The 14378-nt window shown below is 67.8% G+C and carries 13 protein-coding genes; 9 read left to right on the top strand and 4 right to left on the bottom strand.

The features are described 5' to 3' along the window. Nucleotides 1-99: 99 nt before the first annotated feature. The 6 genes from OEJ37_RS03260 to OEJ37_RS03285 all read left to right on the top strand — a co-directional run bounded on the left by OEJ37_RS03260 (nt 100) and on the right by OEJ37_RS03285 (nt 6929). Nucleotides 100-1728, top strand: coding sequence for an ABC transporter substrate-binding protein (locus tag OEJ37_RS03260; RefSeq protein ID WP_174422128.1), 1629 nt, complete (start codon nt 100-102; stop codon nt 1726-1728). 119 nt (nt 1729-1847) lie between these two features. Further along, entirely contained in the window at nt 1848-2858 is a 1011-nt protein-coding gene (locus OEJ37_RS03265) for an ABC transporter permease subunit (RefSeq protein ID WP_174422357.1), read from the top strand. 4 nt (nt 2859-2862) lie between these two features. Then, nucleotides 2863-3780, top strand: a complete 918-nt coding sequence (locus tag OEJ37_RS03270) for an ABC transporter permease subunit (RefSeq protein ID WP_152864087.1) — start codon at nt 2863-2865, stop codon at nt 3778-3780. Nucleotides 3781-3782: 2 nt separating this feature from the next. Beyond that, nucleotides 3783-4781 (top strand): ABC transporter ATP-binding protein, encoded by a 999-nt coding sequence (locus OEJ37_RS03275; protein WP_152864089.1) that lies wholly within the window; start codon nt 3783-3785, stop codon nt 4779-4781. Then, nucleotides 4778-5791 carry a peptide ABC transporter ATP-binding protein gene (locus OEJ37_RS03280; protein ID WP_174422359.1) on the top strand — a complete coding sequence of 338 codons (1014 nt, stop codon included), beginning with the start codon at nt 4778-4780 and terminating at the stop codon, nt 5789-5791. Before OEJ37_RS03275 ends, OEJ37_RS03280 begins: the two co-directional genes overlap by 4 nt. Beyond that, nucleotides 5784-6929, top strand: coding sequence for a TraB/GumN family protein (locus tag OEJ37_RS03285; RefSeq protein WP_263343185.1), 1146 nt, complete (start codon nt 5784-5786; stop codon nt 6927-6929). Before OEJ37_RS03280 ends, OEJ37_RS03285 begins: the two co-directional genes overlap by 8 nt. Before the next feature lie 572 nt (nt 6930-7501). Here the strand turns inward: OEJ37_RS03285 and pxpA are convergent. The 3 genes from pxpA to pxpB are packed head-to-tail and all read right to left on the bottom strand — an operon-like array spanning nt 7502 to nt 10042. Further along, entirely contained in the window at nt 7502-8266 is a 765-nt protein-coding gene (pxpA, locus tag OEJ37_RS03290; protein WP_047899257.1) for a 5-oxoprolinase subunit PxpA, read from the bottom strand. Nucleotides 8267-8321: 55 nt separating this feature from the next. After that, the gene (locus OEJ37_RS03295) at nt 8322-9389 is read right to left on the bottom strand and encodes a biotin-dependent carboxyltransferase family protein (RefSeq protein ID WP_152864095.1); all 1068 of its coding nucleotides are present in this window, start codon (nt 9387-9389) and stop codon (nt 8322-8324) included. After that, nucleotides 9386-10042: a 5-oxoprolinase subunit PxpB gene (gene pxpB, locus OEJ37_RS03300; protein WP_174421224.1), complete on the bottom strand. Its 657-nt coding sequence runs from the start codon at nt 10040-10042 to the stop codon at nt 9386-9388. Before pxpB ends, OEJ37_RS03295 begins: the two co-directional genes overlap by 4 nt. Nucleotides 10043-10190: 148 nt before the next feature. Between pxpB and OEJ37_RS03305 the strand changes: the two genes are divergently transcribed. After that, the gene (locus tag OEJ37_RS03305) at nt 10191-10703 is read left to right on the top strand and encodes a winged helix DNA-binding protein (protein WP_263343187.1); all 513 of its coding nucleotides are present in this window, start codon (nt 10191-10193) and stop codon (nt 10701-10703) included. A gap of 74 nt (nt 10704-10777) precedes the next feature. On the opposite strand, the gene OEJ37_RS03310 is transcribed toward OEJ37_RS03305, so the two are convergent. Next, nucleotides 10778-11386 (bottom strand): 5-formyltetrahydrofolate cyclo-ligase, encoded by a 609-nt coding sequence (locus OEJ37_RS03310; RefSeq protein ID WP_263343188.1) that lies wholly within the window; start codon nt 11384-11386, stop codon nt 10778-10780. An 8-nt stretch (nt 11387-11394) separates the two neighbouring features. On the opposite strand from OEJ37_RS03310, the gene OEJ37_RS03315 reads away from it, so the two are divergent. Further along, entirely contained in the window at nt 11395-13347 is a 1953-nt protein-coding gene (locus OEJ37_RS03315; protein ID WP_175919528.1) for a lytic transglycosylase domain-containing protein, read from the top strand. Nucleotides 13348-13404: 57 nt separating this feature from the next. Beyond that, nucleotides 13405-14364 carry a complex I NDUFA9 subunit family protein gene (locus OEJ37_RS03320; protein WP_174421220.1) on the top strand — a complete coding sequence of 320 codons (960 nt, stop codon included), beginning with the start codon at nt 13405-13407 and terminating at the stop codon, nt 14362-14364. The last annotated feature ends 14 nt before the right edge of the window (nt 14365-14378 follow it).

Consider the following 14378-nt stretch of genomic DNA (forward strand, 5'->3'; position numbering starts at 1 on the left):
GTTTTTTCTCCAGCTTGTTGCAGCATCGCTAGCTCAAGTAATATCCGCGTACGCCGGACCCTGGCGGGACCGGTTCCGATCTGGAGACCTGGAGGAAACATGGAATACAACCGTCTGTTGCACACCCTGCGTGTTACAGCCATTGCAGGCGTGGCAGCGGCATCGCTCGGCGTCGCGGGTTCTGCATTCGCACAGATCCCGAACAAAACGCTCGTCTACTGCTCAGAAGGCAGCCCGGCGGGTTTTGATTCCGCGCAATTTACGACCGGCGTCGATTTCACCGCCGCCACGTTCACCGTCTACAACCGCCTCGTCGAATTCGAGCGCGGCGGCACCAAGGTCGAGCCAGGCCTCGCCGAGAAGTGGGACGTGTCGTCCGACGGCAAGGTGTACACGTTCCACCTGCGCCACGGCGTGAAGTTCCACACGACCGACTTCTTCAAACCGACGCGCGAATTCAACGCGGACGACGTGCTGTTCACGTTCCAGCGCATGCTCGACCCGAACCAGGCGTTCCGCAAGGCGTATCCGGTGTCGTTCCCGTACTTCACCGACATGGGCCTCGACAAGCTGATCACGAAGGTCGAGAAGGTCGATCCGTACACCGTGAAGTTCACGCTGGCCGAGCCGAACGCGCCGTTCATCCAGAACATGGCGATGGAATTCGCGTCGATCCTGTCGGCCGAATACGGCGACCAGCTGATGAAGGCAGGCAAGGCCGCCGACATCAACCAGAAGCCGGTCGGCACGGGCCCGTTCATCTTCCGCAGCTACACGAAGGATGCGACGATCCGTTTCGACGGCAATCCTGATTACTGGAAGAAGGGCGAAGTGAAGCTGTCGAAGCTGATCTTCTCGATCACGCCGGATCCGGGCGTGCGCGTGCAGAAGATCAAGCGCAACGAATGCCAGGTGATGAGCTATCCGCGCCCGGCCGACATCGCGACGCTGAAGGCCGACTCGAACGTCGACATGCCGTCGCAGGCGGGCTTCAACCTCGGCTACCTCGCGTACAACGTCGAGCACAAGCCGGTCGACAAGCTCGAGGTGCGTCAGGCGCTCGACATGGCGATCAACAAGAAGGCGATCCTCGAATCCGTCTACCAGGGTGCGGGCCAGGCGGCCGGCGCACCGATGCCGCCGACCCAATGGTCGTACGACAAGAACCTGAAGATGGCCGCGTTCGACACCGCGAAGGCGAAGGCGCTGCTCGCGAAGGCCGGTTATGCGAACGGTTTCGAGATCACGCTGTGGGCGATGCCCGTGCAGCGCGCGTACAACCCGAACGCCCGCCTGATGGCCGAGATGATCCAGGCCGACTGGGCGAAGATCGGCGTGAAGGCGAAGATCGTCACGTACGAGTGGGGCGAGTACATCAAGCGTGCGCACACGGGTGAGCAGGACACGATGCTGATCGGTTGGACGGGCGACAACGGCGACCCGGACAACTGGCTCGGCACGCTGCTCGGCTGCGAGGCGATCAAGGGCAACAACTTCTCGCACTGGTGCTACAAGCCGTTCGACGAGCTGGTCCAGAAGGGCCGCACGACGACGGGTCAGGACGCGCGCACGAAGCTCTACACGCAGGCTCAGCAGATCTTCGCGCAACAGCTGCCGTTCTCGCCGATCGCGAACTCGACGGTCTACCAGCCGGTGCGCAAGAACGTGGTCGACATGCGCATCGAACCGCTGGGCTACGCACGTTTCGACGGTGTCGGCGTGAAGTAACAGAGCCGGCGTAAGCTGTCTACGAAGACCGAGACCGGCTTGAAATCATCCGGCGGCGGGGGGCCAAAAGCCCCCCGTCGCCGGTCGCACATTTCCCACAAGAAAATACGAGACGCATCATGTTCAGATTCGTGTTGCGCCGCGTGGGCATGGTGATCCCGACTTTCATCGGCATCACCATCCTGGCGTTTGCGCTGATTCACCTGATACCGGGCGACCCCATCGAAGTGATGATGGGCGAGCGCGGCGTCGATCCCGCCATGCACGCTGAGGCGATGAAACGCCTCGGGCTCGACCAGCCGCTGCCCATGCAGTACGTGCACTACATCGGCCGTGCGATGCACGGCGACCTCGGCACGTCGATCATCACCAATACGAGCGTCGCGGGCGAGTTCTTCGCGCGCTTCCCGGCGACCGTCGAGTTGTCGCTGTGCGCGCTCGTGTTCGCGCTCGCCGTCGGGCTGCCGGCCGGCGTGATCGCCGCGCTGCGGCGCGGTTCGGTCGTCGACCATGGCGTGATGGGCACCGCGCTCACCGGTTATTCGATGCCGATCTTCTGGTGGGGGCTGATCCTCATCATGGTGTTTTCGTCGTATCTCGGCTGGACGCCCGTGTCGGGGCGCATCGCCGTCGAATACGACTTCCCGCACCCGACTGGCTTCATGCTGATCGACGCGCTGCTCGCGCCGGACGAAGGCTCGTTCAAGTCGGCGGTCAGCCACCTGATCCTGCCCGCGATCGTGCTCGGCACGATCCCGCTCGCGGTGATCGCGCGGATGACGCGCTCGTCGATGCTCGAAGTGCTGCGCGAGGACTACATCCGCACCGCACGCGCGAAGGGGCTGTCGCCCGTGCGCGTGGTCGTCGTGCATGCGCTGCGCAACGCGCTGATCCCGGTCGTCACCGTGATCGGCCTGCAGATCGGCACGCTGCTCGCGGGCGCCGTGCTGACCGAGACGCTCTTTTCGTGGCCCGGTGTCGGCAAGTGGCTGATCGATGCGATCGGCCGCCGCGACTATCCGGTCGTCCAGGGCGGCATCCTGCTGATCGCGACGCTCGTGATCGTCGTGAACCTGGTCGTCGACCTGCTGTACGGCGTGCTGAATCCGCGCATCCGCCACACGAGGTAAATCCATGAGCAATCTGCAAAACACCCTGCCGAGCGAATCCGCGCCGGCCGGCGGCCGTGCGCTCGCGCTGCGCGAGTTCTGGGCCAACTTCTCGCGCAACCGCGGCGCCGTCGGCGCCGGGATCGTCGTGATCACGCTGATCCTGGTCGCGCTGCTCGCGCCGCTGATCGCGCCGCACAGCCCGGTCGAGCAATACCGCGACTACGTGAAGATCCCGCCCGCGTGGCTCGACGGCGGCAACTGGAAATTCATCCTCGGCACCGACGAAGCGGGCCGCGACATTCTTTCGCGCCTGATGTTCGGCGCGCGGATGTCGTTCTGGATCGGCTTCGTGTCGGTCGTGCTCGCGCTGATCCCCGGCATCGTGCTCGGGCTCGTCGCCGCGTTTTTCCAGAAGTGGGCCGACACGCCCGTGATGCGCATCATGGACGTGCTGCTCGCGCTGCCGTCGCTGCTGCTCGCGGTCGCGGTCGTCGCGATCATCGGCCCGGGCCTCACCAACACGATGTTCGCGATCGCGATCGTCGCGTTGCCGGCCTACGTGCGCCTCACGCGCGCGTCGGCGCTCGGCGAGCTGCAGAAGGAATACGTGACGGCGTCGCGCGTGGCCGGTGCCGGCACGCTGCGCCTGATGTTCTCGCAGGTGCTGCCCAACTGCACGGCGCCGCTGATCGTGCAGGCGACGCTCGGCTTCTCGTCGGCGATCCTCGACGCGGCCGCGCTCGGCTTCCTCGGCCTCGGCGTGCAACCGCCGACCGCCGAGTGGGGCGCGATGCTCGCGTCCGCGCGCGACTACATCGACAACGCGTGGTGGATCGTGACGATGCCCGGCCTGTCGATCCTGATTTCGGTGCTCGCGATCAACCTGCTCGGCGACGGGCTGCGCGACGCGCTCGATCCCAAACTGAAACGGATGGCCTGAACATGAGCCAAGATCTACTGACCATCCGCAATCTAGCGGTGAACTTCAACGGCCTGCCCGCCGTCGACCGTATCAACATGTCGATCGCGCCGGGCGAGGTGGTGGGCGTCGTCGGCGAATCGGGCTCGGGCAAGAGCGTGACGATGATGGCGCTGATGGGCCTGATCGACGCGCCGGGCAAGGTCACGGCCGACGAGGTCACGTTCAACGGCGTCGACCTGCTGAAGGCGTCGCCGAAGGCGCGCCGCAAGATCGTCGGCAAGGACATCGCGATGGTGTTCCAGGACGCGCTGACGAGCCTGAACCCGAGCTATACGGTCGGCTACCAGATCAAGGAGGTGCTGAAGCTGCACGAGGGGCTGCGCGGCGACGCGCTGCACCGGCGCGCGCTCGAACTGCTCGACCAGGTCGGCATTCCCGATGCGAAGAACCGCATTACGTCGTTCCCGCACCAGATGTCGGGCGGGATGAATCAGCGCGTGATGATCGCGATGGCCGTCGCATGCAACCCGAAGCTGCTGATCGCCGACGAGCCGACCACCGCGCTCGACGTGACGATCCAGGCGCAGATCATGGATCTGCTGGTGAAGCTGCAGAAGGAGCGCGGGATGGCGCTCGTGCTGATCTCGCATGACCTGGCCGTGGTGTCGGAGGTCGCGCAGCGCGTCGCGGTGATGTACGCGGGCGAGATCATCGAGACCAACAGCGTGCCCGAGATCTTCCGTGCGCCGCATCATCCGTACACCGAAGCGCTGCTCGCGGCGATTCCCGAGCACAACAAGGGGGCGCGTCGCCTTGCCGCATTGCCCGGCATGGTGCCGGGCCGCGATGATCGCCCATCCGGGTGCCTGTTCGCGCCGCGCTGCAAGTACGTGGTCGACGATTGCCGCAAGGCGCGGCCGGCGCTCGACACGCTGGTGTCCGGCAACGAGGCGATGCGCGCGCGCTGCATCAAGCCGCTCAATGTTTCCAACCTCGACCTGACGGGAGGCGCACGATGAATGCAGTCCAAGATACGCGCGCGCCGCACGATGACGACGTCGTACTGGTCGCCGACCAGCTCGCGAAACACTACACGGTGAAGCGCGGCATGTTCGGCCAGGGCACGGTGAAGGCGCTCAACGGCGTGTCGTTTTCGCTGAAGCGCGGCAAGACGCTCGCCGTCGTCGGCGAATCCGGTTGCGGGAAGTCGACGCTCGCGCGGCAGCTGACGATGATCGAGACGCCGACGTCCGGCCACCTGTCGATCGACGGCAAGGACGTCGCGGGCGCGGACCGCCACCGGGTCGCCGACCTGCGCCGCCGCGTGCAGATGGTGTTCCAGAACCCGTTCGCGTCGCTCAACCCGCGCAAGACCGTCGAGCAGACGCTCTCCGAGCCGCTCGAGATCAACGCGAACCTGACGGCCGACGAGCGCGCGCAGCGCATCGCGCAGATCATGCGCACGGTCGGCCTGCGGCCCGAGCACGCGAAGCGCTATCCGCACATGTTCTCGGGCGGCCAGCGCCAGCGTGTCGCGATCGCGCGCGCGATGATCCTCGATCCGCGGATCGTCGTCGCCGACGAGCCGGTGTCCGCGCTCGACGTGTCGATCCAGGCGCAGATCCTGAACCTGTTCATGGATCTGCAGGAGCAGTTCAAGACGAGCTACGTGTTCATCTCGCACAACCTGTCGGTGGTCGAGCATGTCGCGGACGACGTGATGGTGATGTACTTCGGCAGCGTCGCCGAGCTCGGCGACAAGGCGACGATCTACGCGCGGCCACGCCATCCGTACACGCGTGCGCTGATGTCGGCGACGCCGGCGATCTTCGAGGAAGACCGCCGCGTGCAGATCAAGCTGCAGGGTGAGCTGCCGTCGCCGCTCAATCCGCCATCGGGCTGCGCGTTCCACCAGCGCTGCCCGTATGCGGTCGAGCGCTGCCGCATCGAGGAGCCGCAGCTGCGCGAGGTCGACGGACGGCGCGTGGCCTGCCATCGCGCCGAGGAGGTAGGGGAGGCGAATGCCTGAAGCGTTGGCGGCGCGCGTGTCCGGCGCGCGCCGTTCGGGGGCAAGCAGCGCGCGCGTGATGCGCGCGTACCGCTACGCGCGGCGCTGGAGCGTGCGCACCGTCACGGGCGCGGCGCTGGCCGGCGCGTGCGTGGCAGCCAGCCTCGCGGTTCCCGTCGAGGCCGCGCGCGCCGAAGGGCGCGCGCCGGCCACTTCGCCGATCCATCCGTCGCAAGTCCCGCCGCCCGGCATGAGCCTGCCGGGCTTCCACGCACCGGCCGTGTCGAACGGCACGGTCGCGAGCGGCGCGGTGCGCGTGCAGCCCGCGCGCATGCCGTTCTATGTCGCAACCAAGGGCAAGGTCACGCTCTACGTGCTCGGCACGCTGCACACGGGCGACCCGTCCGACTACCCGAGCGCGCAGCCGTTCCGGCCGCGCATCCTCGCGGCGCTCGCCGCGTCGGCGACGCTCGCGCTCGAACTGTCGCCCGACGACCTGCTCGAATCGCAGGACGACGTGTCGAAGTACGGCGTGTGCCGCTACCCGTGCCTGCAGCGCCTGCTGCCCGAGCCGCTGTGGCAGCGGCTCGCGGCGCGCCTGCGCGGCAACCCGGCCGCGCTCGCCGAGATCCGCAAGATGCGGCCGTGGCTCGCGGCGCTCGTCGTCGAGACCTACGATTCGCTGTCGGCCGGCCTGCAGACCGAATACGGCACCGAGGCGCAACTGCAGAACGTGTTCCTGAAGAAGAAGGGCGGCCGCGTGATCGGGCTCGAGACGCTCGCCGAACAGATGCGCGCGTTCACCGGGCTGACGCTGGCCGAGCAGCGCGAGATGCTCGCGCAGGACATGGTGCAGACACCCGCGCAGAACGCGGACGACATCAGGGCGCTGCACCGGCTGTGGCGAATTGGCGACGCCGACGCGATCTCGGCATGGGCCGTCGCGAAGAGCGAGCGGCTCGCGCGTTCGCCGGCGTTGTCGGCGTCGATCGACAACAAGATCCTGTACGAGCGCAACCGGCGCTTCGTTGCACGGATGACGGCAATCGCCGCGCCGAACCGGCCGCTGTTCGTCGCGATCGGCGCGCTGCATCTGGGCGGCCCGCGCGGCGTGCTCGAATTGTTGCGCCAGCAAGGATACCGGGTCGACGCGAACTGATCGCGCCGGGCGGCACGCACCGATGTTCCCCTGTTTGATCGGCATCACGCGCACGCCGGGAGGCGGCTGCACGGCCGCGGAAATCGATAAGGAAAACCCTCGAATCGTCGGGAAATAGCGTTTAAAACGATTGACATCCCGTTCTGCCAATATCTATTCTTCATCCCACAAGTTGAAAAAATGAAAAGAATAGATAAGTTCTACGGGGTAGCAGAAATAAAGCGCGGGGTTAGCGTTGCCGGCACGTGAATCGCGTGCCGGCCGCGGAGTGTCTGCATGCACGGCGGGGCCAATCATCGTCGGACACACAAATGCATGCGGGCCGACTTGCAGATAAGCAACGTTCCGTCGTCTGACCGGGGAATACAGTGATCGGGCGACGGCGGACGTTTTTTAATCCGGAATGTTTTTCCGGTCACCGTCGAAAGACGGTTTCGGGGGGCGAATCGACAGACGGCGAAGTCCGCGGCGATTGCGCCAACGTAAAAGCGCCACGAGGGCGCTTTTTTCTTTTGTGCGGCGCTTTTGTGCAGCGGATACGTGCCATGCACGTGTCACGCGACGCAGACGCGTCACGCGCCTTCGTCGGCCTGCAGCGCGCCGGGCGCCACGACGTCGACGCCGGCGGCCTCGAGCGCCGCGCGGATCCGTTTCGCGAACGCCAGCGCATGCGGCCCGTCGCCGTGCAGGCAGACGGTCTGCGCGTTCAGCGGCACCCATTCGCCGCTCAATGCACGCACCTGCCGGTTGCGCACCATGTCGAGCGTGCGCGCGAGCACCGCCTCTTCATCGTCGATCAGCGCGCCGGGCTGGCTGCGCGGCACGAGCGAGCCGTCCGCGCGGTAGCCGCGATCGGCGAACACTTCCTCCACCGCGGCGAGCCCCGCGTGCCGCGCGGCCGCGACGAACACGCTGTTCGCGAGCCCGAACACCGCGAGCGACGGATCGAAATCGTGGATCGCGGACACCACCGCATCGGCGATCATCGGGTCGCGCGCGGCCTGGTTGTACAGCGCGCCGTGCGGCTTCACGTGCGCGATGCGCCCGCCTTCGGCCTGCGCGATCGCCGACAGCGCGCCGAGCTGGTACAGCACGCCGGCGTAGATGTCGCCGGCCGGCAGCTGCATTTCCTTGCGGCCGAAATTCTCCGGATCGTGAAAGCTCGGGTGCGCGCCGATCGACACGCCTTTCTGCACGGCCCAGCGCACGCAGTCGCGCATCGCATTGGCGCCGCCCGCGTGCCAGCCGCATGCGATGTTCGCCGACGTGACGAGGTCGAGCAGCGCCTCGTCCGATCCGCATCCTTCGCCGAGATCGGCATTCAGATCGATTTCCATGATGTTCCTCGTCCACTGATTGCGTGGCGCGTCTCCCGTGCCGCTTCCGCCATTGTCACGCCGCGCGCGATTGTGCGCGGCGGCGCGCTTCCTCGCGCATGTCGATCGCGATGTCGATCTGCCGCAGGTACGCACGTTCCGCGGCGAGGGCGGCCCGCGCGACGTCGGGTGTCGTGCGCACGAAGCGGATCGGCAGGTTGAGCCGCGCCTGCGCGAGCTTCCACAGGTCGGCGCGGATCACCGTGCCGATCTTCGGGTAGCCGCCGGTGGTCTGCGCGTCGTGCATCAGCACGATCGGCTGGCCGTTCGGCGGTACCTGGATCGTGCCGGGCAGCACCGCGTGCGACAGCAGCTCGGCCGGCCGCTCGCGCACGAGCTCGGCGCCGGCGAGGCGATAGCCCATCCGGTTGCTGTTCGCGGTGACGAGCCATTCGTCGTCCCAGAACGCCTGCTGCGAATCGGCCGCGAACGACGCGTAGTCGGGGCCCGGCAGCACGCGCACGGGCATCGCCCACGGCGCATGCGCGGGGCGGTGGCGGCGCGGCGGCTCGTCGACGCGCGCGAACGCGCACCACGCGGGCGCCTTCACGCCGAATTCGGGCGCATCGGCCGCGAGGCAGCCCGCGCCGGCCGGCGGCACACCGACCGGGAGCCGATCGCCGTCGCGCAGCGTGCGGCCGCCGAGGCCGCCGAAGCGCGACGCGAGATCGGTGCTGCGCGAGCCGAGCATCGGCAGCACGTCGATGCCGCCCGCGATGCACAAATAGCCGCGCATCCCGCGTTTCGCGGCCGGCAGCACGAGCGTCTGCCCGGCTTCGACGGGCAGGCTCCACCACGAATACACGTGCCGGCCGTCGAGCGTCGCGCCGAATTCGGTGCCGGTGATCGCGATGCGGGTGGCGCGCGTGAAGCGGAATGCGGCCGGGCCGATCGTGATCTCGACGGCTGCCGCGTCGGGGCGGTTGCCGACGAGCCGGTTGCCGACCTCGAGCGCGAGGCCGTCGAGCGCGCCGCCCTGCGCGACGCCGAGATGGCGCGCGCCGCGGCGCCCGAGATCCTGCACGGTCGACAGCGGGCCGGCCCGCACCACCTCGATGGTGCCCGGTGCGTTGCTCTGGGTCATCGTGCGTCGACTCCCGCAATGGTGAAGCGCACGCGGTCGCCGGGCAGCAGCAGCGTCGGCTGCGGCCGCGCCGGATCGAACAGCACGTGCGACGTGCGGCCGATCAACTGCCAGCCGCCGGGTGACGTGGCCGGGTAGATGCCCGTCTGCGCGCCGCCGATGCCGACCGAGCCGGCCGGCACCTCGAGGCGCGGCGCCGCGCGGCGCGGCGTGTGCAGCGACGCGTCGAGGCCGCCGAGATAAGCGAAGCCCGGCTGGAAGCCGATGAAGAACACGACGTATTCGCCGGCCGCGTGGCGCGCGACGACCTCGTCTGCCGACAGGCCGGTGTGCGCGGCGACGGCCGCCAGATCGGGGCCGGCGGCACCGCCGTATTCGACCGGGATCACGACCTCGCGGCCGTCCGCGTGCTCGACGTCGGCGGTCTCCCACGCGTCGCGCAGCGCCGGCGTGAGCGACTCGGCCGTCGCCGCGAGCGGGTCGAACACGATGGTCAGGTTGTTCATGCCCGGCACGACGTCGATCACGTCGGGCCACGCGCGCGCAGCCTCGGCGACGGCCCAGACGCGGCGCTGGCAATCGAGCGTGGCGGGCGGCGGCACCTCGCAGACGAGGGCGGCATCGCCGAGCGGATAAAAGCGGGGTTGCGTCATCGGACTGGCACGGTTCGGACGGCAATGTTAGCGCACATTGTCAACAAGATATCGATAACTTACCAATAAGCGTTTTCGCCTAGCCCGTATACCGGGGCTTCTGACGTACACTCGGCACACCCTGACATCCTGCTTGCGCCGCCTTTCCATGAAGCGTCCTCCGACCAAGATCGTGTCATCCGAACACCTCGTTTCCGATTCCAGCGCGGAGCTGTCGGAGCTCGAATACGGGCTCATCATGGTCGGCAACGCGTTCAACCGCTGGATGGTGCGCTGCATGTCGGCGGCCGGTGCGAAGGACATGACGGCGGTCGAGGTGTCGCTGCTGCATCACGTCAGCCATCGCGAACGCAAGAAGAAGCTCGCCGACATCTGCTTCGTGCTCAATATCGAGGATACGCACGTCGCGACCTATGCGCTGAAAAAACTGATCACGCGCGGCTATGTGAAGAGCGAGAAGAGCGGCAAGGAAGTGTTCTTCTTCGCGACCGACGCGGGCCGCGACCTGTGCCTGAAGTATCGCGAGGTGCGCGAGCACTGCCTGATCGAGACGCTGAAGGACAGCGGGCTCACCAACGAGCAGATCGGCGACGCGGCGCAGCTGCTGCGCCACGCATCGGGCCTCTACGACACGGCCGCGCGCGCGGCGGCGTCGCTGTAAACGATTGCGGAAAGTGTTGCGCGCGGCATTGCGCTGACGGGCGTGCGACGACGGTCGAGGCGCCGCGCGGCGCGTCATCCGGCGGCCGGGTAGAGCGCGCCGTCGGTCACGATCCAGCGCAGCGCGAGATCGTGCGCTTCGGCCGGCAGCGCGTCGACGCGGCACGCTTCGTACGCGATGCCGACCGTCACCGGCAGCGTTTCGCCCGGCCATGTGGCGAGCGTGCGGTCGTAGTAGCCGCCGCCGTAGCCGAGCCGGTAGCGCTGCGGATCGAATCCCACGCAGGGAATCAGCAACAGGTCGGGCACGACGACGATTCCCGCCGCCGGTTCCGGAATCCGGTGATGACCTTCGCGCATCGGCGTGTGCGCGTCCCATGCATGGAACGCGAGCGGCGTGTGCCGCTCGCCGATCACGGGCAGCGCGGCGCGCCGGCCGGCGCCTGCCGCGCACCACGCGAGCACCGCGTCGCGCGCATCGAATTCGCCCGGCAGCGGCCAGTAGAACCCGACCGTGCGCGGCGCGAGCCGGTCGAGCAGCGTGCGCAGCCGCGCGTCGAGCGCGGCGTTCGCGGCGGGCTGCGACGCGGCGTCGCGACGCGCGCCGGACAGCGTTTTGCGCAGCGCAACCTTCGGGTTCGGCACAGGGTGGCGTGCTATGCTTTCGCTCAATTCGTGCTCCATTCAAAACGATGTCGAACAGCCTTTTTCGAGTATATCGCGCGGTCGCGCTGACGCTTTCGGCGGCCGCGCTCGTCGCGGGTACGGCCGCGTGCGCCGCGCCGGGCGACGACACGGTCGCCGGGGATGACCAGATCTTCGTGCAGCTTCGCGAAGCCGCACGCCGCAACGACGCCGCGAAAGCCGCGCAGCTCGCGTCGATGATCCCGAACTATCCGGTCCCGTCCTACGTCGAGTATTTCCAGATCAAGCCGCAGTTGTTCGATTCGACGGGCCGCGCGCGCGTCGATGCGCCGGACGCGCCCGTGCAGTCGTTCCTGCAGCGCTACGACGGCCAGGCGATCGCCGACCGCCTGCGCAACGATTACCTGCTCGTGCTCGGCGCGCGCCACGACTGGCGCAGCTTCGACGATCAATACAAGCGCTTCGTGCTCGACGACGACACGCAGGTCAGGTGCTATGCGCTCGAATCGCGCGCGGCGCGCGGCGAGAACGTCGCCGATGCGGCGCGCGCGCTGCTCGTCGAGCCGAAGAACTACGGCGACGCATGCGTCGACCTGATCACCGCGCTCACGGTCAACCAGCAGTTCACGAGCGACGACGTGTGGCAGCAGGCGCGCCTCGCGTACGAGCAGAACTACACGACGCTCGGCGGCAAGATCGTCGACGCGCTGGGCCCGCGCCCGGTCGGCTTCGACCAGGCGACGAGCGCGCCGCCGCTGTTCCTCGCGCGCGGCGTCGGCCCCGACGCGACGTCGCACCAGCTCGCGCTGATCGCGCTCGGCCGCATGGCGCGCAACGATCCGGACGCGGCCGCCGGGATGCTGACGTCGGTTGCCGGCTCGCTCACGAAGCAGGAACAGGCGATCGCGTGGGGCGCGATCGGTTACCAGGGCGCGATCAAGCGCTCGGCGCTCGCGTCGGTCTGGTACGCGAAATCCGCGAATGCGCCGCTGTCGAACTCGGGCTACGAATGGCGCACGCGCGCCGCGCTGCTCGTCGGCAACTGGCCGATGGTTCGCTGGTCGATCGAGCAGATGCCGCCGTCGCTGCGCAGCGATCCGGCGTGGATCTACTGGCATGCGCGCGCGCTCAAGCAGAGCGGCGACACGCTGCAGGCAAACCAGGAATTCGAGCAGGTCGCGGGCCAGTTCAACTTCTACGGGCAGCTCGCCGGCGAAGAGCTCGGCCAGCGCACGACGATCCCGCCGCGCACGAAGGTGGGCGACGCCGAGATCGACGCGATGAGCAAGATTCCGGGCTTCGCGCTCGCGCAGCGCTTCTATGCGCTGAACCTGCGCCTCGAAGGCAACCGCGAATGGAACTGGCCGCTGCGCGGGATGACCGATCGCCAGCTGCTCGCGGCCGCCGAGTACGGCAAGCGCGTCGAGCTGCTCGACCGCACGGTCAACACGGCCGACCGCACGAAGGCCGAGCACGACTTCACGCTGCGCTACCCGTCGCCGTACCGCAACATCGTCGAGCGCTATGCGCAGTCGACGGGCCTCGACATCGAATGGGCGTACGGGCTGATCCGCCAGGAGTCGCGCTTCATCACGAGCGCGCGTTCGTCGGTGGGCGCGGGCGGCCTGATGCAGCTGATGCCGGCCACCGCCCAGCTCGTCGCGAAGAAGCTCGGCATGGGTACGATCACGCGCGCGCAGATGCACGACATCGATACCAATATCCAGCTCGGCACCTGGTATCTGGCGGACATCTACAACAACTTCGACAGCTCGCCGGTGCTGGCCACCGCCGGCTACAACGCGGGCCCGGGCCGGCCGCGCCAGTGGCGCCAGGTGTTGACGCAGCCGGTCGAAGGCGCGATCTTCGCAGAAACGATTCCGTTCAACGAGACGCGCGACTACGTGAAGAACGTGCTGTCGAACACCGTTTATTATGCGGCGCTCTTCGAGGGTAAACCGCAGTCGTTGAAGAAACGTCTAGGCATGATCTCGCCCTGATCAGCAATCTTCACACTGCCGCGCGAGACGCGGCAGTGTTCTTTTGAGGTGTCGAACATGGATCGCCAGACCGTCGCGCTGCTGGGCGGCACCGGCTTCATCGGCAGCCGGCTCGTCAATGCGCTGATCGACGCCGGCAAGCAGGTACGGATCGGCACGCGGCGCCGCGACCATGCGCGCCACCTGCAGATGCTGCCGGTCGAGATCGTCGAGCTCGAAGCGCTCGACACGCGCACGCTCGCGCGCTTCGTCGCCGGCGCGCATGCGGCGATCAATCTGGTCGGCGTGCTGCACGGCGGCCGCGGCACGCCGTACGGGCCCGGCTTCGAGCGCGCGCACGTCGCGCTGCCGGCCGCGCTCGCGAGCGCGTGCGTCGAGGTCGGCGTGCGGCGCCTGCTGCACATGAGCGCGCTCGGCGCCGATTCGCACGGCGCGAGCATGTACCAGCGCTCGAAGGGCGACGGCGAAGCGGCGCTGCATGCGGTCGCGGCGACCGATTCGCTCGCGCTGACGATCTTCCGCCCGTCGGTCGTGTTCGGCCCCGGAGACGCATTCCTCAACACGTTCGCGAACCTGCAGCGCACGGTGCCCGTGCTGCCGCTCGCGATGCCCGATGCTCGCTTCCAGCCGGTGTTCGTCGGCGATGTCGTGCGCGCGTTCGTCAACACGCTCGATCTCGCGGCCGCGCACGGCAAGACCTACGAGCTCGGCGGCCCGACCGTCTATACGCTCGAGCAACTGGTGCGCTATTGCGGCACGCTGGTCGGCCGGCAGGCGCGCATCGTGCGGCTGCCTGACGCGCTCGCGCGGCTGCAGGCGCGCGTGTTCGAATGCCTGCCCGGCGAACCGGTGCTCACGCGCGACAATCTCGCGTCGATGTCGGTGCCGAATGTGCTGTCGGGGCCGCTCGCGCCGGAACTCGGGATCACGCCCGCGAGTCTCGAAAGCATTGCGCCCGCGTATCTTGGCAAGGCCGCGGAGCGGTCGCGGTTCGACTGGTTCCGCTCGCGCCGCTAGGCTCGGCCCGGGTG

Source organism: Burkholderia sp. BKH01 (assembly GCF_025685725.1).
In the GTDB taxonomy this organism is placed as follows: Bacteria; Pseudomonadota; Gammaproteobacteria; order Burkholderiales; family Burkholderiaceae; genus Burkholderia; species Burkholderia pyrrocinia_C.

Excerpts from the sequence above, each read along its gene's own strand:
- OEJ37_RS03260 (WP_174422128.1), top strand. The coding sequence starts at position 100 with ATGGAATACAACCGTCTGTTGCACACCCTGCGTGTTACAGCCATTGCA.
- OEJ37_RS03265 (WP_174422357.1), top strand. The coding sequence starts at position 1,848 with ATGTTCAGATTCGTGTTGCGCCGCGTGGGCATGGTGATCCCGACTTTC.
- OEJ37_RS03270 (WP_152864087.1), top strand. The coding sequence starts at position 2,863 with ATGAGCAATCTGCAAAACACCCTGCCGAGCGAATCCGCGCCGGCCGGC.
- OEJ37_RS03275 (WP_152864089.1), top strand. The coding sequence starts at position 3,783 with ATGAGCCAAGATCTACTGACCATCCGCAATCTAGCGGTGAACTTCAAC.
- OEJ37_RS03280 (WP_174422359.1), top strand. The coding sequence starts at position 4,778 with ATGAATGCAGTCCAAGATACGCGCGCGCCGCACGATGACGACGTCGTA.
- OEJ37_RS03285 (WP_263343185.1), top strand. The coding sequence starts at position 5,784 with ATGCCTGAAGCGTTGGCGGCGCGCGTGTCCGGCGCGCGCCGTTCGGGG.
- pxpA (WP_047899257.1), bottom strand. The coding sequence starts at position 8,266 with ATGGAAATCGATCTGAATGCCGATCTCGGCGAAGGATGCGGATCGGAC.
- OEJ37_RS03295 (WP_152864095.1), bottom strand. The coding sequence starts at position 9,389 with ATGACCCAGAGCAACGCACCGGGCACCATCGAGGTGGTGCGGGCCGGC.
- pxpB (WP_174421224.1), bottom strand. The coding sequence starts at position 10,042 with ATGACGCAACCCCGCTTTTATCCGCTCGGCGATGCCGCCCTCGTCTGC.
- OEJ37_RS03305 (WP_263343187.1), top strand. The coding sequence starts at position 10,191 with ATGAAGCGTCCTCCGACCAAGATCGTGTCATCCGAACACCTCGTTTCC.
- OEJ37_RS03310 (WP_263343188.1), bottom strand. The coding sequence starts at position 11,386 with ATGGAGCACGAATTGAGCGAAAGCATAGCACGCCACCCTGTGCCGAAC.
- OEJ37_RS03315 (WP_175919528.1), top strand. The coding sequence starts at position 11,395 with ATGTCGAACAGCCTTTTTCGAGTATATCGCGCGGTCGCGCTGACGCTT.
- OEJ37_RS03320 (WP_174421220.1), top strand. The coding sequence starts at position 13,405 with ATGGATCGCCAGACCGTCGCGCTGCTGGGCGGCACCGGCTTCATCGGC.